General features: G+C 19.3%; 17 protein-coding genes. 9 read left to right on the top strand and 8 right to left on the bottom strand.

Annotated features, from left to right (window positions below):
- Positions 1 to 496 precede the first annotated feature (496 nt).
- The gene (proS, locus tag AB4W58_RS00895) at positions 497 to 1,699 is read left to right on the top strand and encodes a proline--tRNA ligase (protein WP_367674215.1); all 1,203 of its coding nucleotides are present in this window, start codon (positions 497 to 499) and stop codon (positions 1,697 to 1,699) included.
- Between the two features lie 39 nt (positions 1,700 to 1,738).
- Here proS and dnaE read toward each other — a convergent pair whose 3' ends face one another.
- The 7 genes from dnaE to rpsB all read right to left on the bottom strand — a co-directional run bounded on the left by dnaE (position 1,739) and on the right by rpsB (position 12,195).
- A complete protein-coding gene (gene dnaE / locus AB4W58_RS00890) occupies positions 1,739 to 5,233 on the bottom strand; it encodes a DNA polymerase III subunit alpha (RefSeq protein ID WP_367674214.1) in 3,495 nt (1,164 codons plus the stop codon).
- A gap of 62 nt (positions 5,234 to 5,295) precedes the next feature.
- Positions 5,296 to 5,739: a 3-hydroxyacyl-ACP dehydratase FabZ gene (fabZ, locus tag AB4W58_RS00885; RefSeq protein WP_367674213.1), complete on the bottom strand. Its 444-nt coding sequence runs from the start codon at positions 5,737 to 5,739 to the stop codon at positions 5,296 to 5,298.
- 122 nt (positions 5,740 to 5,861) lie between these two features.
- Positions 5,862 to 8,399: an outer membrane protein assembly factor BamA gene (bamA, locus tag AB4W58_RS00880; RefSeq protein ID WP_367674212.1), complete on the bottom strand. Its 2,538-nt coding sequence runs from the start codon at positions 8,397 to 8,399 to the stop codon at positions 5,862 to 5,864.
- 692 nt (positions 8,400 to 9,091) lie between these two features.
- Positions 9,092 to 9,649 carry a ribosome recycling factor gene (gene frr, locus AB4W58_RS00875; RefSeq protein WP_367674211.1) on the bottom strand — a complete coding sequence of 186 codons (558 nt, stop codon included), beginning with the start codon at positions 9,647 to 9,649 and terminating at the stop codon, positions 9,092 to 9,094.
- A gap of 104 nt (positions 9,650 to 9,753) precedes the next feature.
- Positions 9,754 to 10,482, bottom strand: a complete 729-nt coding sequence (gene pyrH, locus AB4W58_RS00870) for a UMP kinase (RefSeq protein ID WP_367674210.1) — start codon at positions 10,480 to 10,482, stop codon at positions 9,754 to 9,756.
- A 97-nt stretch (positions 10,483 to 10,579) separates the two neighbouring features.
- A complete protein-coding gene (gene tsf, locus AB4W58_RS00865; protein ID WP_367674209.1) occupies positions 10,580 to 11,377 on the bottom strand; it encodes a translation elongation factor Ts in 798 nt (265 codons plus the stop codon).
- 98 nt (positions 11,378 to 11,475) lie between these two features.
- Positions 11,476 to 12,195, bottom strand: coding sequence for a 30S ribosomal protein S2 (gene rpsB, locus AB4W58_RS00860; RefSeq protein ID WP_367674208.1), 720 nt, complete (start codon positions 12,193 to 12,195; stop codon positions 11,476 to 11,478).
- A gap of 253 nt (positions 12,196 to 12,448) precedes the next feature.
- On the opposite strand from rpsB, the gene map reads away from it, so the two are divergent.
- Both map and dapD read left to right on the top strand, forming a co-directional pair.
- Positions 12,449 to 13,219, top strand: coding sequence for a type I methionyl aminopeptidase (map, locus tag AB4W58_RS00855; protein WP_367674207.1), 771 nt, complete (start codon positions 12,449 to 12,451; stop codon positions 13,217 to 13,219).
- A 48-nt stretch (positions 13,220 to 13,267) separates the two neighbouring features.
- Positions 13,268 to 14,092 (top strand): 2,3,4,5-tetrahydropyridine-2,6-dicarboxylate N-succinyltransferase, encoded by an 825-nt coding sequence (gene dapD / locus AB4W58_RS00850; RefSeq protein WP_367674206.1) that lies wholly within the window; start codon positions 13,268 to 13,270, stop codon positions 14,090 to 14,092.
- A 94-nt stretch (positions 14,093 to 14,186) separates the two neighbouring features.
- Here the strand turns inward: dapD and AB4W58_RS00845 are convergent, their stop codons facing one another.
- Positions 14,187 to 15,707 (bottom strand): trypsin-like peptidase domain-containing protein, encoded by a 1,521-nt coding sequence (locus tag AB4W58_RS00845; RefSeq protein WP_367674205.1) that lies wholly within the window; start codon positions 15,705 to 15,707, stop codon positions 14,187 to 14,189.
- A 592-nt stretch (positions 15,708 to 16,299) separates the two neighbouring features.
- Here AB4W58_RS00845 and ilvB point away from each other — a divergent pair.
- The 6 genes from ilvB to erpA all read left to right on the top strand — a co-directional run bounded on the left by ilvB (position 16,300) and on the right by erpA (position 22,532).
- Positions 16,300 to 18,012, top strand: coding sequence for a biosynthetic-type acetolactate synthase large subunit (gene ilvB, locus AB4W58_RS00840; protein ID WP_367674204.1), 1,713 nt, complete (start codon positions 16,300 to 16,302; stop codon positions 18,010 to 18,012).
- 12 nt (positions 18,013 to 18,024) lie between these two features.
- Entirely contained in the window at positions 18,025 to 18,255 is a 231-nt protein-coding gene (gene ilvN, locus AB4W58_RS00835) for an acetolactate synthase small subunit (RefSeq protein WP_367674203.1), read from the top strand.
- Between the two features lie 197 nt (positions 18,256 to 18,452).
- A complete protein-coding gene (gene rsmH, locus AB4W58_RS00830; protein ID WP_367674202.1) occupies positions 18,453 to 19,385 on the top strand; it encodes a 16S rRNA (cytosine(1402)-N(4))-methyltransferase RsmH in 933 nt (310 codons plus the stop codon).
- Between the two features lie 185 nt (positions 19,386 to 19,570).
- Positions 19,571 to 20,818, top strand: a complete 1,248-nt coding sequence (gene ftsA / locus AB4W58_RS00825) for a cell division protein FtsA (RefSeq protein WP_367674201.1) — start codon at positions 19,571 to 19,573, stop codon at positions 20,816 to 20,818.
- Positions 20,819 to 20,883: 65 nt separating this feature from the next.
- Positions 20,884 to 22,032 carry a cell division protein FtsZ gene (gene ftsZ, locus AB4W58_RS00820; protein WP_367674200.1) on the top strand — a complete coding sequence of 383 codons (1,149 nt, stop codon included), beginning with the start codon at positions 20,884 to 20,886 and terminating at the stop codon, positions 22,030 to 22,032.
- A gap of 155 nt (positions 22,033 to 22,187) precedes the next feature.
- On the top strand, positions 22,188 to 22,532 hold the full coding sequence (gene erpA, locus AB4W58_RS00815; protein WP_367674199.1) for an iron-sulfur cluster insertion protein ErpA: 345 nt from the start codon (positions 22,188 to 22,190) through the stop codon (positions 22,530 to 22,532).
- The last annotated feature ends 683 nt before the right edge of the window (positions 22,533 to 23,215 follow it).

Here is a 23,215-nt window from a genome sequence, read left to right as displayed (position 1 = left end):
AATTTTTTTAATAAAAAATTGTATCTGTTTTAAATAATTTTTTATATTTAAAATCTTAATTTATATGATTTAAAATTTATTTAAAAAATTATATAATTTTTTTTTCTTATTTTTTAGTAAATATTTTATATTATAATTTAAATAAATTTAAATTTATATTTAAAATTTTAAATCAGAGAAATAAAAATTACATGAATAAAAATATATTTTTTAAAAAAATAATATTTTTTATAATGTTTTTATATTAAATTTAATTAATTGAAAAATTTTATTTTAAACATAAAAAATTAATAAATTTCTAAAATAAAAATCGCTTAAAAAAAATATGAAAAACTATAAAATATTTTTATTTATTTTTAATTTTTTTTAAAAAATTTAAAAAAATAAAAAATAAATTAAAATATAAAATATATTAAAAATATTTTTAAATTATAGAATTTATATAATTATTTAAATTTTTTTAATGTATATTGTAAAAAAATTTATTAAGGAATATATGAGAAAAACAAAATATTTTCTTTCAACGAAAAAAGAAAAGCCAAATAATACATATAGCATAAGTCATCAATTAATGATTAGATCTGGAATGATCACTCAAAATTCTTCTGGAATATATACATGGCTTCCTAATGGAGTTAAAGTACTTAAAAAAATTATAAAAATTATAAATCAAGAAATGAAAAAAAACAATGCAATAGAAATTAATATGCCTATTTTGCAATCATCGAAATTATGGGAAAAAAGCAAAAGAATTAAAATGTATGGAAAAGAATTATTTAAAATTATTGATAGAAATCAAAATAACCTTATATTATCACCTACACATGAAGAGATTATTACTCAATTAGTTAAAAATAAAATAAATTCTTATAAATCATTACCTATGATTTTATATCAAATTAATACAAAATTTAGAGATGAAATTAGACCAAAATCAGGAGTATTACGTGCAAGAGAATTTATCATGAAAGACGCATATTCTTTTCATATAAATAAAAAATCTCTAGAAAATACTTACGAGAATATATATCAATCATATATCAAAATATTTAAAAAAATGAATCTTAAAATAAAAATTTTACAAGCTGAAAATGGAATCATTGGAGGAAATATTTCTCATGAATTTTATATTAATATTAAAAATTCTAAAAAAATAAAAAAAAACATATTAAAAAAAAAAAATACTCAAATAGAAATTGGTCATATATTTCAATTAAATCAAATTTACTCTAAAATATTTAATGCATTTATTTATACTAATCAAAAAAAAAAAAAATTTTTAGAAATGGGGTGTTATGGTATTGGCATAAGTAGATTAATTGGAGCAATTATTGAAAAAAATTATGATCAAAATGGAATTATTTGGCCAATCTCTATTGCACCTTTTCAAGTTTCTATTATACCAATTAATTTTCTAAAAGATTTTTTAGTAAAAAAAATAACAGAAAAAATATATTTTAAATTAAAAAAATATATGACAGTTTTTCTTTATGATACAAACGAACAACCTGGAATTATGTTCTCTGAAGCTGATTTAATTGGCTTTCCATATAGAATTATAATTAGTCATAATACAATAAAACAAAAATGTATAGAATTACAAAATCGAAGAACATATTCTAAAAAAAATATAAAAATTAAAAATATTTTAAAAATTTTATTAGATAAATTAAAAATTAAAAAAAAAAAATATTTTTAAAATACTTTATTAAAAATATTTTAATAAAATAAAATATTTTTAATAGTAAAATTTACTAATTTTAATTAAGTTAGGAAAAGATTTTAAAAAATAAAATAAATTATCTTGAGGATAAACATAAAACTTCTTTAAAACAATATTTTTTTTTATTGAATTTTTATCAGATGGAATTAAAATATATAAAGCGGTTCGACCACCAATAAAACGAGATAAATAATTATTTATTTTTTGAATTAATATTTCAGAAAAATTAAAATTTTTTATTAAAACTTTTATTTTTAATAATTTTTTTTCTCTAAATTTATATACCGTATATATATTATTTGCAATAACATAAGAAGTTTTTCTAAAATTATTTTTTTTTATATAACCATTTATAATTAATATATTGTCTTTTTTTAAAAGAGATTCAGATTTTAATAATAAATCTTCAAAAATTACTATATCTATTTTAGCTGTATTATCATCTAAATGTAATATAACCATTTTTTTTTTATTTTTTGTTAGCAATTTTTTTATACTTAATATGATTCCAGATACATAAATATCTTTTTTATCTCGCAAAGAAGAAATATATTTTAATAAAAAAACTTTTTTATATTTCATAATTTCTTTTAAATAATAATCATATGGATGATCAGAAAAATAAAATCCTAAGACAGATTTTTCATAATCTAATTCAACTTTATGAGACCAATTTTCATCTATAAAAAAGTGATCTTTATATTTTAAATTTTTATATAAAATATCTTCATTTAAAAAATCTAATTGTCTAGATAATAAAATATTAGTATATTGAATAGAAGATTCAATGATATTAGAAATAGATTTATATAAAAATAATCTATTTTCACAAAAAGAATCACAAGCACCAGAAAATATTAGTTTTTCTAAAATTTTTTTAGTAATAATTTTAGTACCAACTCTAATACATAAATCATATATATTTTTAAAAATACCATTTTTTTTTCTTTCAATAACTATCTTATTAATAGCATTTTCTCCAATTCCCTTAATTGCTCCTAAACCGAAAATTATTTCTTTATTATTATTCACAAAAAAATTTTTTTTACTTAAATTAATATCTAAACCTAAAACATTTACATGTATTTTTTTTGCTTCATCTATCAAAATCATAATTTTATTAGAATAACGCATATCCATAGTCATAGCAGATGCAAGAAATTCAGATGGATAATGAGATTTTAACCAAAGTGTTTGATAAGATATTAAAGCATATGCAACAGAATGAGATTTATTAAATCCATATCCAGCAAATTTTTCTAATAAATTAAAAATTTTATTAGAAAGAATTTTTTTAATACCATTTTTTTTTGCACCTAAAATAAATTTTAAACGATGATTAGCCATATCTTTAGAATTTTTTTTACTCATAGCTCTTCTTAATAAATCTGCTTCACCTAAAGTGTAGTTAGAAAGTATTTGAGCAATTTTCATAACTTGTTCTTGATATAAAATAATTCCATAAGTAGATTTTAAAATTGGTTTTAATAATTTATGCTGCCAAGTTTTATCAGGATAATAAATTTTTTCTCTTCCATGTTTTCTATTAATAAAATTATCTACCATACCAGATTGTAATGGACCTGGTCTAAATAACGCAACGAGCGCTACAATTTCATTAAATGAATCAGGTTTTAATCGAAAAATTAAATCTTTGATTCCGTTAGATTCTAATTGAAAAATAGCAGTAGTTTGAACATTTTTTAATAACTGAAAACTTTGTTTATCATTTAAAGAAATATCATGAAGGCATATTTTATTTTGATTGTTTTTAATATGATTTTTATTAATCATATTAATAGTAGATTGTATAATTGTTAAAGTTTTTAAACCCAAAAAATCAAATTTTACTAAACCAATATCTTCAATATCATTTTTATCAAATTGCGTTACTGAATTTTTTTTTTCTAAGTTATCATAATATAAAGGAGAAAAATCAGTAATTTTAGTTGGAGAAATAACTACTCCTCCAGCATGTTTACCTACATTACGTATTACTCCTTCTAATTTTTTAGAAGCGTTTATTAACTCTCTAACATCATGATCGTATGTATATAAAGATTTTAAATCATTTGAACATGAAATTGCTTTTTTTAAAGTTATACCTGGATCTAAAGGAACTAATTTTGATAATCTATTTAAAAATCCATAAGGATATCCTAAAGAACGTCCCACATCACGTATAACAGCTTTAGCTGTCATTGTACCAAATGTAATAATTTGCGAAACTGAATCTTTTCCATAAACATTAGAAACATGATCTATAACTAAATCACGATTATACATACAAAAATCTATATCAAAATCAGGCATAGATATTCTTTCTGGATTTAAAAACCTTTCAAATAATAAATCAAATTTAATTGGATCAATATCAGTAATATTTAAAGCATATGCTACTAAAGAACCAGCTCCAGATCCTCTTCCAGGACCTACTGGTATATTATTTTCTTTAGCCCATGTAATAAATTCCATAACTATTAAAAAATATCCTGGAAAACGCATTTGATTAATAACTTTTAATTCATGTATTAATCTTTTATTATATAATTTGCGCATTAAAATATTTTTTTTATGATTAATAGAATATATATTTCGTAATTTTTTTTTTAATCCTAAAACAGATTTTTTTACTAAAAAATCTTTCGTACTCATCTTTCCAGTAATAAATTTAGGTAAAAAATATTTTTTAAATTCTATAATAACATTACATCTCTTAGAAATTTCTACAGAATTCGTTAACGCTGTAGGAATATCTGAAAATAATTTTTTCATCTGAAGTTCAGATCTAAAAAATTGATTCTTGGTATATTTAAAAAATAATTTTTTAGATTCATTCATAGATATTCCATAATGAATAGATACTCGAATAATATGAGATATAAAATCTCTTTTTTTTAAAAATCTAACATTATTTGTTGCTACAATAGGAATTTTTCTTAAAATAGATAATTGTAAAACTTTTTTTATATATTTTTCTTCTTCAATACGACCTATTCTAGAAATTTCTAAATAATAATAATTTTCAAAATATTTTTGATAAAAATCTAACGATTGATTTAGAAAATATTCTTTATTATTTAACAAAAATGAACCAATTTCTCCATCTATTCCACTAGATAATATAATTAAACCTTTTCTATACTTTATCAACCATTTTTTTTTAATATAAATGTCTTTTAAAGTAGAATAATTTCTTTTATAAGCTTTTGAAAGTAATAATTTTAAGTTTTCATAACCAGTATTATTACATGCTAAAATAGTTAATTCATTTATACTAAAATCATCAGATAAAATATTAAAATCAACTCCAATAATTGGTTTAATTCCATTCTTATGAGAATATTTATAAAATTTTATTACTCCATATAAATTTGTAAAATCAGTCATTCCTACTGCTGGCATATTAAATAAAACAGAATTATCAACTATTTTTTCTGGTTTTGATAAACCATCTATAATAGAATAATCACTATGTACGCGTAAATGAATAAAAGAAGGATTAAACATAAAATTTAGAATTCATTCCTATAAAATATATAAAATAATTATACTAATTGATAATTAATGCTTTAAAAATTATTTTTAATATAAAGAGTAAAAGTTGCTTCGCATACTAAAAAATTTTTTACATAAGCATAACCTTGAAATTTAAAAAAATTATTAAAACTTTTTAGAAATAATATTTTAATATAAATTATGTCATTTGGAAAAACATTTTTTTTAAATTTAGCATTCTGAATACATACTAAATAATATATTTTTTTTTTTGAAAAAAAATTGACACAACTTATTCCAACTAAAATTCCAGCAGATTGCATCATAGATTCTAATATGTATACTCCTGGAAAAATAGGATTTTTAGGAAAATGACCAGAAAAAAATTTTTTAGAATGTAATGTAACTTTTGAAATCAAATAATTTTTTTTTTTAAAATCTATTACTTTATCAACAAATAAAAAAGGATATCTATGAGGAATAAACATTAAAAAATTATTTTTTTTATGAAAACACATATTATAAACCAAAAAAATTAAATAATTTATGTAAAAAAATAAGATTCATCTTATAAAAACTAAATAGTAAAAATAAGATGAATATAAAATTTTATAGTAACACTAATGTTTAGATCTTTAAATTAAGACCCAAAATGAATTTGAAAACGCTCTAAATCTTCCAAATTATATTTTCCTATAGGAAAAGCATAAGATAAAGATATTAAACCAAAAGGAGATTTCCATTTTAAAGCACAACCATATGAAGAACAAATATTTTTAGGATTAAAATAAATAAAATTTTGTTTAAAATTATTTTTTGAGAAAAAATTATTTTTCCATATGTTTCCAAAATCTATAAATAAAGATATTCTAAAATCTTTAGAATATTTATTTTCAATAATTGGAATAGAAGAAATTAATTCTATACTGTTTATAGATATTAAATTTCCTCCGACTGTATGATTAAAAAAATTATTTTTTTTGTATATTGATGATTTAAAACTTTGATCTAAATTTATATTATTAATATTTTCATTAAAAATAGTATCTTCTTTTAAAACTTTAGGACCAATTCTATCTGAAATATATCCTCTAATAGAATGATTATGTTTATTATAAGAATCAGTAAAATTACTAAATAATAAATTATCTCCTGGAAATACTTCACAACCGAAATAAGAATGAATAAATAATGTTAATAAATTATTTTTTTTTATAATAGGAAAATATTGTTTACTATCGCATATCAATTGTAAATAACTATTTTCTAATGTAGGAAAAAATGATTTAATAGAAAACTCAAACTCATTACCTAAATTTGGAAAAAATGGATTATTTAATTTATTAAAATAAATAGAATTATTTATATAAAAATATTTTTGTATATTAAAAATTTGATTTGAATTAATTGTATGAAATGTATTGTGATCTAAATCAATATTAGCATGAAAAATATTATTATTAAATATACTTCTTGATTCGTTATATTCATAACCAATACATGTATTTAAAATAAATTTTGAAAAAATAGAACAAGATAAAGATTGCTCCATACCATAATTTAAAATTTTATTCTTAAAATTTAATTTATAAATTTTAAGAAAATCTATAAAAGTACTGTATATTTTTTTTAATTTTTGATTCGAAAAATTTAAATTATTATACAAATTATTTTTTGAATTAAATTCATCAATATTAGCAAAAATTTTTTCAACTAAAAAAAATTTATGAACTGTAAAATATGGATTTTGATAACATATTTCTATATTACTCTTATTAAAAGATTTATCTAAATCAATAGAAACTGATTTTCCCATTCCAAAAAAGTGATTTTTTTTAAATTGAAAATTGTAATTTAATTGACTTAAAGTATTATATCCAAAACCAAAATTAAAAGTATTAGATTTTTTTTCATGTACAAAATATATTAAATCAAAACAAGATGAATTTTTATCAACAGATAAAGGTTGAAATTGAAAAGAAATTTGATCAAAAAAATTCGTTTCTTGTAAAATTTTTAAATCCCTTTTAATTAAATCTATATTTAGAACACTATTTTTTTTTTGATATATTATGTTTATTAAATCTTTTTCTGAAATAGATCTATTCCCTTTAATTTGAATACTATTTAATTTACATATATTTTTTTTATCAATATTAATATTAAATTTTACTGTTTTATTTATTTTATCTATAATAGGAATTATATTAATATTAGAATAAAAGTAACCATTTCTTAATAAAATATCTTGAATTTTATTTTGTAAAATAAAAAAATCATCTACATTGTATAATTTATTAATTTTTATAGATGATAAAATATCAGAATTTTTAATAAAATAAGGTTTTATTTCATTAATTAAAATAGAAGATACAATATAAGGACTTCCTTCATGAAGTTTTAATGAAATATCTACATTTTTTTTATTATTAAAATACTTTAGTTTAGTATTTACTATATGAAAATTTAAATAACCGCGACTATTATAAAAATGATATAATTTCTCTAATCCTATTTGAAAATCCTCATAACTAAAATGATCTGGATTCTTTTTTTTTAAAAAAAATGGTTTTTCATAAAAATTAAATAAATTTAATAAATTCTCTGTATTAAAATTTTTATTATCTAAAAAAATTAATTTATGAATATAAGTAGGTCCTTGATCTAATATAGATATTTTTAAATTCTGAACATTTTTACCTTTATCTAAAATTTGAAAATTTACTAAAACATGATTTCTTAAAATATGAGAATAATAGTTTAATATTTCTTTCTTTAAAATTAATAAATTTTGTTTATTAAAAAATTTTTTTTTAAATATATTAGATATATTTAATAAATTTTTTATAACATCAATATTAATTTCATGATTTCCTTGAAGTGAAATTTTTGATAGAATAGGAAATTCTTTTACTTTAAATATTATTTTTTTATTTAACTGAAAAAAATTTACACTTTGAAACTTTTTACTTAATAATAATTTTTGAATACTTTTTTTAATTTCATTATCAGATACAAATTCATTCGTATGAAAAGTTATATAACTTAAAGCTAATTTTTGAGATACTCTTTCTAATCCTTCAAACGAAATTTCTGTAAATAATACTTTATTATGTGCATATCCAATGTTTATACTAAAAATTAATAAAAATAATAAAAAAAATTTTTTTATTTTCATATTATTATAAATTTTCTTAAAAGAAAACCTCTCGATGAATAAATTTATTTATAAAAAATTAAATCAGTAAATATTTATTATTAAATATTTTATGATTTTAATAAAAATTTTTTATAATTATTAAAATTATTTATAAATAAATTTATTATATTTATATATTTTTAACTATATAAAATTTCTTATATTAAAATAAATCTATATATTTTATATATTTAAATACTACATTTAATATATTTAAAAAAAATAATTAATATATTTAAACAGTTATAAAAAGAAAATTTTTTATTATAATAAATATATTTTATTAAAGATGTATTTTAAAAAAAAAGACAGATTTTTAATTTATATAAAATTATATTATATAAGTTAAGAAAACCAAAATATTTTTAATTGCTTATATATTATAATATAATAAACTATTTATCTAATTCTAATTTAAAAAAATCATCTAAATATAATATTTTCTTATTATTATCTATAAAAATATATTAATTATATAGATTTTATAAAAATAATTCTCAAAAAAAAGATTTATAATCACATATTTTGTATAAAATTATTTATTAAATTTAAAAATTTTATTAAAAATATTTTTTTATGATATATATTATATATTTATAAATTTAATTTTTATAAATCTATATTTATAAAAAATTTTATAAAATTAAAACATATAAATTAAATTTCATATTTTAAAAACTATTTAATTGAATTTCTTTTTTTGTTGTTAAATTATTAATTTCTTTAACATAAAAATCAGTTAATAATTGAATTTCATTTTGTAATTTTTTTTCTTCATTTCTACTAATATCTTTATTTTTTAATAAATTTTTTACTAAATCGTTAGACTCTCTTCGCGCTATTCTAATAGATATCTTACTTTTTTCAGATTTATTATATAATATCTTAATTAATTTTTTTCTTCTTTCTTCAGTTAATTGTGGTATAGGAACTCGAATTATATTTCCAATAGAAATAGGATTTAATCCTAAATTGGAATTTATAATAGATTTTTCAACTTGTTTATTAATTTTATGATCAAAAGTATTTATACGCAAAGTACGAGAATCTTCTACAGTAATATTAGAAATATTACTTAAAACTGTTTTCTTACCATAATATTCAATATATAAATTTTTTAATAAATCAGGAGATGCTCTATCAGTTCTTAAAGTATTTATAGAAGAAACAAAATTTTTAACACAAATTTTCATTTTTTCTTCAGTTTCTTTTTTAAGATTACTTATCATAAGTGAACTCTATTATTATTGTTTATTTAAATATACTTACTATAAAAAATTAATTTAAATTCATATTAAATATATTTATATTTGTATTCAAAAATATTTTATAATTAATTAATTAAAGTACCTTCATTCAAACCTTTTATAATTCTAAATAAAGCATTTAATTTATTAATATTAAAAACTCGAATAGGTAATTTATAATCTCTAGCTAAAGCAAAAGCTGATAAATCCATTACCTGTAATTCTTTTTCTAATACTTTTTTATAAGTTAATTTAGAATATAATACAGCATTAACATTTTTTTTTGGATCGGATGTATACACTCCATCTACATTTGTACCTTTTAAAACAATATCAGCTTGAATTTCAATAGCTCTTAAACATGCAGCAGAATCTGTTGTAAAAAAAGGATTTCCAATGCCAGCAGAAAATATTACAACAGTTTTCTGTGATAACAATTTTATTGCTTTATTCCAATCATAAATTTCACAAATTCCGTTTAACGGAATAGAAGACATTAATACAGTTTTAATATTCATTTGACTAATAAAATTATTTAAAGCTAATCCATTTATAACTGTAGATAGCATACCAATATGATCTGCAACTACTCTATTCATTCCACAATTTTGTAATTTATTTCCTCGAAATAAATTTCCAGCTCCGATAACAATTGCTAATTCAACATTTAAATCTATAATTTTTTTAATTTCTTTAGATAAAAAAAGTAAAGATTTAGAATCAATACTAGAATTACTATTTATACTAGTCAATGATTCTCCACTTAATTTTAAAACTACTCGAGGATATTTTAGAAAATGATTATATTTAACCATAATAAAACCTATTAAGACAATATTTATTAAAAAATTTAAATAAAATTTTTTATGTAATGAATATAAAATACTTTAAAATAATATAATATTTTATAATTTATATAATTTTTTCACCAACTCCAAAACGAACAAAATTTTTTAATAAAATATTATGTTCTAATAAATATTGTTCAACAGTTTTTTTGGGATCTAAAATAAAAGGTTGTTTTGTTAAAGATATTTCACTAAAAAATTTTTTCATTCTTCCTTCAACAATTTTTTTAGATATAAAATTAGATTTTCCCGTTTGTAAAGACATATCTAATTGAATATTTTTTTCTCTTATAAGAACTTCATTCGGAATACTTTCAGGATTTAAATATAAAGGTTTACTAGCTGCAATATGCATTGCAATATATTTCATTAAAGAAAAATCCATAGAATTACTTTGTACTAAAACACCTATTCTAGAACGATGTAAATAATTACAAATAAAATCCCCAATTAAAATAGAATATTTAGAAATTTTAATATTTTCACCTAATATAGAAATTAAATTTATTCGATCAACATCAAAATTTTCTTGTATTTGAAGTAAATTTTTTATTTTTTTTCTTAAAGCATACGATATAATTTTATTTCCAAAATCAATAAAATGTTTATCTTTAGAAACAAAATCTGTTTCACAATTTACTTCTAACATGACTCCTATATTTTTTTTAGTTTTATTAAATATAGATCCTTGTAAAGTTTGTCTAGATATTTTATTTAAAGCTTTAGATTTTCCTTTTTTTCTTAAATAATCAATAGCAGCATCAATATTACCTTTTTTTTTTAATAAAGCTTTTTTACAATCTAAAATACCAGATTCAGTTATTAATCTTAATTTTTTTATTAAATTAGATGAAATTTGCATAAAACCTTCTTTATATATTATTAATAAAACATATTTTTTAATATTATAAAAAATTTAAATAAAAAATTTAATAATATTTTTTAAATATATCAAAAAAATTAATTTTTTTTAAAAACATCATCATATGTAAAATTTTTTTTCTTAATATTATCTTGAATAACAAATACTACTTGCTCTAAGTAAAAATTAACAGATCGAACAGCATCATCATTTCCTGGAATAATAAAATTAACACCATCAGGATTAGAATTTGTATCTACAACAGAAAATACAGGAATATTTAAATGATTAGCTTCTTTTATAGCAATATTTTCATAATTAGCATCTATAACAAATAAACAATCTGGAATTCCACCCATATTTTTTATTCCTCCTAAACTATTTTCTAATTTATATAATTTACGAGTTCTAATTAAAACTTCTTTTTTAGTAAGTTTATTAAAAGTTCCATCTTTAGATTGATTTTCCAAATCTTTTAAATGTTGTATAGACTGTCTTACAGTATTCCAATTAGTCAACATTCCACCTAACCAACGATGATTCACATAATACTGTTTACATAAAACAGCAGATTTTTTAATTAAACTTCTAGCAGAACGTTTAGTACCAACAAATAAAATTTTTCCATTTCTTGCATGAATTCTTTTTAATTCTAATAATGCATCTTGAAACATAGGTAATGTTTTTTCTAAATTAATAATATGTATTTTATTTTGTGAACCAAATATAAAAGGTTTCATTTTAGGATTCCAATAACGTGTTTGATGACCAAAATGAACACCTGCTTTTAACATTTCTTTCATAGAAATTTGTATCATATATCACCTATATATTTATAAAAATTTTTAATAAAGCATTTAAAAAAATAAAAAATATTATTTATATTATATATATTAATTATATTCATATATATACCTTAATAAAAATATACATGAAATATTATTTTTGTGAAAGTATAAAGAAATAAATATACATTATAATATATTTAAATTAAATAAAAATATAAAAAATTAATTTTTTAAAATATTTTATTTTAATACAAAAAAATATTTAAAAATATAGGATTTTATAATGATTATTATTAAAAATGAATTTGATATAAAACAAATGACAATAGCAGGAAAAATCACAGCTCAAGTTTTAAATATGATTAAAAAATATATCGTTCCTGGAATTAGTACAGGAGAAATTGATGATATCTGTAAAGATTATATTTATAATAAAAAAAAAATTGTTTCAGCTTGTTTCGGATATCAAGGATATCCAAAATATACTTGTATTTCTAAAAATAATACAGTCTGTCATGGTATTCCAAGTTATAAAGAAAAATTAAAAAATGGAGATATTGTTAATATCGATATCTCTATCATAAAAAACGGTTATTTTGGAGATTCTTCTAAAATGTTTTTTGTAGGTAAATGTTCTAATCTAGCAAAAAAACTATGTAATATTACAAAAAAAAGTTTATATGAATCTATAAAAATTGTAAAACATAATTTACCTTTAAGAAAAATAGGAAAAAAAATTCAAAAAATAGCTGAAAAAAATAAATTTTCTATTGTACGCGAATACTGTGGACATGGAATTGGAAAAAATTTTCATGAAGAACCTTATGTTTTACATTATGATAATCATGATAATACAATATTATTAAAACAAGGAATGATATTTACAATAGAACCTATGATTAATGCTGGAAAAAAAGATATATATTGTGAAAAAGATAAATGGACAATAAAAACTAAAGATAATAGTTTGTCTGCTCAATACGAGCATACAATATTAGTAACACAAAATGGATATAAGGTACTTACTTTAAGAAAAAACGAAAAAATTCTTTAAAAAATAAAATTAAATTCAATATATTTCTAAAAATAAATCGAGATAAATATGAATGATATAAAAAAAATAATTAATGATGCATATAAAAAAAAAGATAATCTGCAAACTATTATAAATAATCAAAAAATTTTAAATACAGTAAAAAATGTTATAAATATGATTAATAAAGGTAAAATAAGAATATCAGAAAAAATTAATACAAAATGGATTACACATAAATGGATTAAAAAATCTATATTACTATTTTTATATTTAAAAAAAAATAAAATATTTAATGCAAATTTTACTTCTTACTATGATAAAGTTTCATTAAAATATAAAAATTATACAAAACAAAACTTTAAGAAAGATAAAATTCGGATCGCACCTTATGCAATTGTAAGATATGGATCGTTTATTGAAAAAAATACTGTTTTAATGCCTTGTTTTGTAAATATTGGTGCATATATTGGTAGTCAAAGTATGATTGATACTTGGGCAACAATAGGATCTTGTGCTCAAATAGGGAAAAATGTTCATATATCTGGAGGAGTAGGTATAGGTGGAGTACTTGAACCTTTACAAAATAATCCTACTATTATTGAAGATAATTGTTTTATCGGAGCTAGATCTGAGATAGTTGAAGGAGTGATTATAGAAAAAGGATCTGTTATATCTATGGGAGTATTTATTGGAAAAAGCACTAAAATATATGATCGTACTACTGGAAAAACATATTATGGTAAAGTTCCTAAAAATTCAGTTGTAGTACCAGGAAGTTTACCTTCTAAAGATAAAAAATATAGTTTATATAGTGCGATTATAGTTAAAAAAGTAGATTCACAAACTTTAAACAAAACAGAAATTAATTATTTATTAAGAAATAAAAAATAATTATTTTAAAATTTCTTATATATAATATAAAACTTAACACCGCCCAATAAATTATGTAAAAAATTCTGGGCGGATTAAACTAAAAATTCTTATTTTAAGAAATAATCTTAAAAAACTTATATTGTTCTCGAACAATTTCTAAAATAATAATATTTTTATAAACAGATAAAGCTTTTTTCAAAGACTTAATATCATTAACTTTAATATGATTTACTGAAATAATCACATCATTTTTACATAATCCAGATCTTTTAGAAAAACTATTTTTATTTAAACTTTTTATAATAATTCCACTTAAATTAGAAATAGATGATTCATTATCATTACAACAATCTGAACAATTTTTTAAATCTTTTTCTTCATTTTTTGAATCATATACATCTATTAAAGAACCTTCTAGTTTATAATGTAATGTTCCTGCATGTCGTAAAGATGATGGATTATATTTTAATGTTACTTTTTTAGTAATATATTTTCCATCTCTTATAATTTTTAATGAAATCACATCACCTTCAACAAAATTTTTTAAAATAGATCGAAAATAAAACATATTATGAAAAGTTTTATTATCAACAGAAGAAATTATATCTCCAGGATAAAGATCGCTTTTTGTTGCAGCAGAATGATTTTGAACTGAATTTATTAATATCCCTCCATTAATAGAAAGTTCTAATTCATCTATTATAGTTTGATTTAACTGTGTTCCTAAAATACCTAATGTTCCTGGATGATATTCTCCATTTTTTTTAATTTGTTCCACAAATCTTAAAATAGTATTCGTAGGTATAGAAAATCCAATACCACTATTACCATCATCTGCAGTATTAGATAATATAGAAGTATTTAGTCCAATTAATTCGCCTTTAGTATTTACTAAAGGACCACCAGAATTTCCATGATTAATGGCCGCATCAGTCTGAATAAAATCATCATATAAATTTAATTCATGATTTACTCTTTTTAATGCAGAAACAATTCCAAAACTTACAGAATTTTTTAAATTATAAGGACTACCAATTGCAATAGCATAATCTCCAACATGTACATTTTTAATATTAGCAATGTTTATAGCTTGCAAATTTTTAGCATTACATAATTTTAATAAAGCTAAATCCATTTTTCTACTTTTTCCAACTACAAGAGCATGATATATTTTTCCATTGGTTAAATAAACATCTATTTTAGCAGCTTTACTAATCACATGATAATTAGTAATAACATAAGAATTCGTAGAATCAATAATAACACCTGAACCTAATTTATTATTCTTTGTATGACTAAAAGTATATGTTATATATTTTTTTAAAAATTTGTTTTTATTACAAAAATTTTTATTTTTTAAAGTATTTTGATTACTATCATGAACATTATCAATCTTGTTTTCTATCAAAGCGTTACAAAAATATCTACCATGAAAATTATGATAATTTGTAATAACACGTACAATAGAAGGCATAATATTTTTTAACATAGGTGCTAAATTTAAATTTTGATCTGCAGTCAAATTAAATTTCACATTAGGGTTATTATCACATAAAGCTAATCTTGAAAAAATAAAAGTAATTAAGAAAAAAAATATTATTATTATTTTTTTTAAAAAAAAATTTATATTCATATTGCTCTCAAAAAATTAAATTAAAATTTAATGATTATCATAATTATAAATAACGTCTAAATTAATTAAATTAAAATAAAAATAATATAAGATTAGAATTAATATTTCTAATAAAAAATATAAAAAAAAGAATTAATTAAATAAAATTTTTTAATAAATACAACTAACTTTAAAATTTTATATATAAAAAAATATACTAAAAATTTTATTAATTAATTTAAATATTTAATATAATTTTTTTTTATAAATCATTTTTAAAATAACATTAGAAATAATTTATATTTATTATTATATAATATTTTTTTTTTCATTCTTCTGTTATTATATTTAATATTTATTTATTAATTTAAAAATTGATAAAAAATATTAAATTTTATAAATTCAAATAACTATATTATTTACATTTACATTACTTCAAATTAATAATTATATGTAAAATGATTTTGTTATAAATAATCATAACATTGGTCAAAAATATTATAAAATTTGTACTTAAAATTTTTATTATAAATTTATAATAATATAGTTTTATAATAAAAATACTTTCATTATTAATGAAAATTATTAAAAATAAAAATATTAGAGAATAAATATGAAAATTTTTTCAGGTGCAGAAATTCTTGTAAAATCATTAATTGATCAACGAGTCAAGCATATTTTTGGATATCCTGGAGGAGCCGTTTTAGAAATATATGATGCTTTGAAAAATATAAATAAAATTAAACATATTCTAGTACGTCATGAACAAGCTGCAACTCATATGGCAGATGGTTATACACGAGCTACAGGAAATATAGGAGTAGTATTAGTAACTTCTGGTCCAGGAGCTACTAATGCAATTACAGGAATTGCTACAGCATATATGGATTCTATTCCTATGATTATTATCTCTGGGCAAGTAGATTTAAAATTAATCGGATACGATGCTTTTCAAGAATGCGATATGATAGGAATTTCAAGACCTATAGTAAAACATAGTTTTTTAGTAAAAAAAACAAAAGATATTGCTTGTATAATAAACAAATCTTTTTGGATCGCTTTAAGTGGAAGACCAGGTCCTGTTGTAATTGACTTACCTAAAAATATTTTATCTTCAGAGAAAAAAATTTCTTATTATAATTCAAAAAAAATTTATATAAAGTCTTATAAACCTTATATTAAAATCAAAAAAAAACTTATTAAAAAATCTATAAAAAAAATTCTTCAATCTAAAAAACCTATAGTATATATTGGAGGAGGAGTTATAAATTCTAATTGCACCAAACAGTTAAAATATTTTGTAGAAAAATTAAATCTTCCAGTTACTAGTTCACTTATGGCATTAGGAGGATTTCCTGGAACTCACATTCAAAACTTAGGAATGTTAGGAATGCACGGAACATATACTGCAAATATGAGTATGCATCATTCTGATATAATTTTAGCATTAGGAGTAAGATTTGATGATAGAACAACAAATAATGTAAAAAAATATTGTCCTTCTGCAAGAATAATACATGTAGATATAGATCCAACATCTATTTCAAAAACTATAAAAGCAAATATCGCAATTATAGGAGATATTAAAAAAGTTTTAAAAAAAATTATAAAATATTTAAATCAAAAAAAATATAAAAATTTTAAAAAAAATATATCATTATGGTGGAAAAAAATTCTTACTTGGAAAAAAAATAATAATTTAGAATATAAAAATAGTACAAAAAAAATTAAACCACAATATGTAATACAAACAATATTAAAATTAACTAAAGGGAAATTTTATATTACTTCAGATGTAGGGCAACATCAAATGTTTACAGCTTTATATTATTTATTTGATAAGCCAAGAAGATGGATTAATTCTGGAGGATTAGGAACTATGGGATTTGGCTTTCCAGCTGCTTTAGGTGTAAAATTAGCACTTCCAAAAAAAAATGTTATTTGTATTACAGGAGATGGAAGTATTCAAATGAACATTCAAGAACTCTCTACTGCTATGCAATATAAAATTCCGATTTTAATATTAAATTTGAATAATCACTCGTTAGGAATGGTTAAACAATGGCAAGATATTATATATAATGGTAGATATTCACATTCATATATGAAATCTTTACCAAACTTTGTAAAATTAGCAGAATCTTATGGACATATTGGTATATCTATTTCTAAACCTAAAAATTTAAAAAAAAAAATAAAAAAAGCACTTTACTATCTTTCTCAAAAAAAACTTGTGTTTGTAGACATTCAAGTAGATTCTACTGAACATGTCTATCCTATGCAAATTAAAGGGGGAGGAATGAATGATATGAAATTTAAAAAATAGGACAAAAAAAAAATGAAACAAACTTTATCTATAATTGCAGAGAATGAATCATATGTACTATCTAGAATTATAAGTTTATTTTCACAACGAGGGTATCATATTGAAAATATGAAAATGAAACCTATTATTAATAAAAAATTATTTTCTATAGTAATTACTACTAAAGGAAACAAAAAATTTATCGAACAAATTTCTAAACAATTATATAAATTAATTAATGTGCTTAAAGTAAAAAAAATTTAAAAAAATAAAATATTTATATAAAAAATTAAAAAAATAATAAACAAATAAATTTTGAAATTAAAATTTTAAAAACATTATAAATACATTATTTATATAATTTAATTATTTTATATATTTACATTTTATATATAAAAACAATATATTTTTAAAAATATTTTTATATAATTTTTTTTTTTTAATTTTTGGTAAATAAATATATGCATATTCCTGTACTATTAAAAAAATCTATACAATCTTTGAAAATAATTAAAAACGGTATTTACATTGATGCAACATTTGGATCCGGAGGACATAGTCGAGCTATTTTAAATCAGCTTAATTCTAATGGAAAATTATATGCTATTGATAAAGATCCAAAATCTATAAATATTGCTCATAAAATTCAAGATCATAGATTTACTTTTATTCCAGATTCATTTTCAAATATACAAAAATATTGTAAAAAATATAATATTATAAAAAAAATAAATGGAATTTTATTAGATTTAGGAATTTCTTCTAAACAATTAGATGATTCAAGTAGAGGATTTTCTTTTAAAAAAGATGGACCTTTAGATATGCGAATTAATACAAAAAAAGGTTTATCTGCTGCACAATGGTTAATGCGTTCTAAACAAAAAAAAATACAAGAAGTATTGAAAAAATATGGCGAGGAAAGATATGCTAAAAAAATTGCGTATAACATTTGTAAACAAAATAATATTAAACCAATATTAAGAACATCTGAATTATATAATGTAATATTAAAATCTACTCCATATCAAAAAAAAAACCCAGCGAGAAGAAGTTTCCAAGCTATTAGAATTTATCTAAATAATGAACTAAAAGAATTAAAAAAAATATTATCATGTATAACAAAAATTTTATCTATAGGAGGTATATTATCTGTAATTAGTTTTCATTCATTAGAAGATAAAATTATAAAAAATTTTATGTTTAGATATAGTCGTAAAACTCCTAATATACCAAAAAATATACCTTTAACATATAAAGAATTAAAATATATAAATAAAAATCAATATAAATTTAAAATTTTTAAAAAAATTTTTCCTACAAAAAAAGAAATACTAAAAAATTCAAGATGTAGAAGTGCTATTTTAAGAAGCGCTCAATTAATTCATGATGATTAAAAATCTTTTAAACAAAGTTTTTTAAAAAAATACGCATAAAAAGATTTTATTAAGTTTGATAAAAATATTTAAATTACTATGTAAAAAAATTATAATATAAGAAATATATATTTCATTAATATTAAATAAAAATATAAAAAAATTAAAATGATTTAAATACATAAAAAATCTATTACGAGTTAAAAATGATAAAATTAACTAATAAAAAATTGATTGTAGGTCTAGAAATTGGAACTACAAAAGTCACTGTTTTAGTAGGAGAAAAATTAAATAATGGAGAAATTAAAGTTATTGGAATAGGAAATTGTCCTTCTCGAGGAATTGATAAAGGAAACATTCATGATTTAGAATCCATTGTAAAATGTATTCAAAAAGCAATTTATCAAGCAGAAAAAATGTCTAATCATAAAATTTACTCTATAAATTTATCTTTTTCAAATAAATATATTCAATATAAAAATGAAATTGGTATGGTTTCAATTAATACAGGAGAAGTAAGTCAAGAAGATATAAAAAATGTAATTAATACAGCAAAATCTGTTAGAATTAATGATAAATATCATATTCTACATGTAATTCCTCAAGAATATATTATTGATGAACAAAGCGGAATAAAAAATCCTTTAGGATTATCTGGTATTCGTATGCAAGCAAAAGTTCATTTAATAACATCCTATTATAACATAGAAAAAAATATTGTTAAAGCTGTTCAAAAATGTAATCTTAAAGTAAATAAAATAATATTTTCAGGTTTAGCCTCTAGTCAAGCTATTTTAACAGAAGAAGAAAAAAAATTAGGTGTATGTATACTTGATATCGGTGGAGGAACTATAGATTTGTTAATATATGTAAACGGATCATTACAACATAGTCAAGTTATTCCATATGCAGGAAATATTATTACAAAAGATATTTCTTATGCTTTCTCAATTTCTATGTCTGATGCTGAATATTTAAAAATAAAATATGGATGCGCTTCAAGTTTTCTTCAAGAAAATTTAAAAAAAATTGAAATTAAACGATCAAAAGAAAATAAATCACAAACTTTTAATCAAGAAAAACTTATTGAAGTAATTGAATTAAGGTGTTTAGAATTATTAGAAATAATTAATAAAAAAATTTTAAAATTACAAAAGAAATTTAAAGACAATCACTCTAAATATAATTTAAATGCCGGAATTGTAATTACCGGAGGAGTATCTAAAACAAAATTCTTTCTTGATTGTGCAGAAAGAGTATTTCAAATGAAAGTGAGAATGGGTTATATAAAAAATATTCATGGATTAAAAAACGATATTAATCAACCTGAATATTCTACGGTAATAGGATTATTAAATTTTCAAAATACAAAATACGCTTTAGAAAATAATTTTTTATATTCAAAAAAAAAAAAGAGTTGGTTATACAAAATAAAAAATTTTTTTAAATTATAACAATTTAAGTAATTTTAATATCATATTTATATATTACATAAAAATTTAAATAGGAAAAAATTTATATGTTCGAACAAGTAGAAGCAAGTAATGATGCTGTAATTAAAGTTATCGGAGTTGGTGGTGGAGGAGGAAATGCTGTTGAATATATGGTAAAAGAAAATATTGAAGGAGTAGAATTTTTTGCTATTAATACTGATGCTCAAGCTTTAAGAAAAATAGAAGTTAGTCAAATTATACAAATTGGAGTTAACGTAACAAAAGGTCTAGGAGCAGGAGCAAATCCTGAAATTGGAAAAACTGCAGCAGAAGAAGATAAAGAAATTTTAAAAAAAGCTTTAGAAGGAGCTGATATGATATTTATAGCAGCTGGAATGGGAGGAGGTACTGGAACAGGAGCAGCTCCAGTAATAGCAGAAGTAGCAAAATCATTAGGAATACTTACTGTAGCAGTAGTAACGAAACCATTTCATTTTGAAGGAAAAAAAAGAACATTATGTGCTGATCAAGGAATTTTAGAATTATCAAAATATGTTGATTCTTTAATTATTATTCCAAATGATAAATTATTAAAAGTTTTAAATAGAGGTATTTCTTTATTAGACGCATTTAGTGCAGCTAATAATGTTTTAAAAGGAGCTGTACAGGGTATAGCAGAATTAATTACTAGACCTGGTTTAATGAACGTTGATTTCGCGGATGTACGTACAGTTATGTCTGAAATGGGTTATTCTATGATGGGAACAGGAATTTCTTCTGGAGAAAATAGATCAGAAGAAGCTGCAGAAATTGCAATTTCTAGTCCTCTTTTAGAAGATGTTGATTTATCAGGAGCAAAAGGCGTATTAGTAAATATTACAGCAGGAATGAATCTAAGGTTAGACGAATTTGAAATAGTTGGAAATACTATACGTGCATTTTCTTCTGATAACGCTACAGTAGTTATTGGTACTTCCTTAGATCCAGATATGAATGATGAATTAAGAGTTACTGTTGTTGCTACAGGTATTGGTCTAGAAAAACAATTAGAAACTTCAAAAATAAATAATCACACATCATCTACAGATAAAATAAATGATTATCGATATAAAAGATTACATCCATTAAATTTTTCTTATAAAAATAAAAAAAAAATGCAAGATAAAAATATTCAAGATATAATTAACAAAAAAAATTCATATTTAGATATTCCTACTTTTTTAAGAAAAAAATAATAATTTAAAAAATTTTAAAAAATAAAATGTATTGAAGATAATATTCAATTAAAATGTTTTATATAAATCAAAAATATATTATTTAAATATTTATTTCTCTTTAAATAATTAATAATTTAAAAAAAAATACATTTATCTAAAAAGAAATCTTATTAATGAAAAAAAATTCTAAAAATATATTTAAACTAACTAAATCTGCTATTTTAAAAATTAAAAGTTTAATTAAAACCAACTATAATAAAAATATAAAATTTAGAATATATGTTACAGGAGGAGGATGTAGTGGATTTCAATATGGATTCAAATTTGAAAAAAAAAGTAATAAAACAGACTTTATCATTTATAAATCAAATATATTTATTATAATTGATCCAATTAGTTTACAATATTTAATCGGAGGAAAAGTAGATTACATTGAAAATTTAAATGGCTCAAAATTTATTATAAAAAATCCAAATTCTAAATCTACTTGTAGTTGCGGAACATCTTTTAGTATATAAATTATTAATAAATAATTATGAAACTCAAAAAAATATTTATATAATAATTTTATATTAAAATAAATATAATTTTTTTCAAAATAGAATAATAAAATTAAATATTCTATAAAATTTATAAAAAATCAACACAAAATATTTTTTAAAGATAATCTAATAAATTAAAAAAATATTTATAATAAATACAATTTATGAATATTTATTTCAAAATATATGATAAATTACTAATAAATTATTTTTAAAATATTATATCAATAAAAACAGAAATTAAATTTTAATTAATTAAAATTTTACTATTATAAATATATATTTATATAAATATAATTAAATAATATTTTTTATATATAAATAATTTAAATATTTTATAAATATTTTAAACATAAAAAAATTAATTAAATTTTATAAATAAAAATTTATACTATATTTATGATTTTTTATATATATTTTCTAAAAATTTTGAAAATATACATAATGTTAAATATAATAATTAAAAAAAATAATTTAAAATAAAAAATACTTTATAATTATTTTATAAAAACGTATAAAATATTTATAAAATATATTTATTATTAAAAAATTTATAAGTTATATATTATAAATTTATTAAATTAATAAAAAATATTTTAAATAAAAAAGTTTTGATGTTATGTATAAATTTATAACGCATAACATCAAAAAAAAAAAAA

Origin of the sequence: Buchnera aphidicola (Chaitophorus sp. 3695) (genome assembly GCF_964058985.1) — a bacterium.
In the GTDB taxonomy this organism is placed as follows: Bacteria; Pseudomonadota; Gammaproteobacteria; order Enterobacterales; family Enterobacteriaceae; genus Buchnera_J; species Buchnera_J aphidicola_BQ.
The sequence above is the reverse complement of the archived record's forward strand: the minus strand, read 5'-3'. Positions and strand labels throughout refer to the sequence as shown.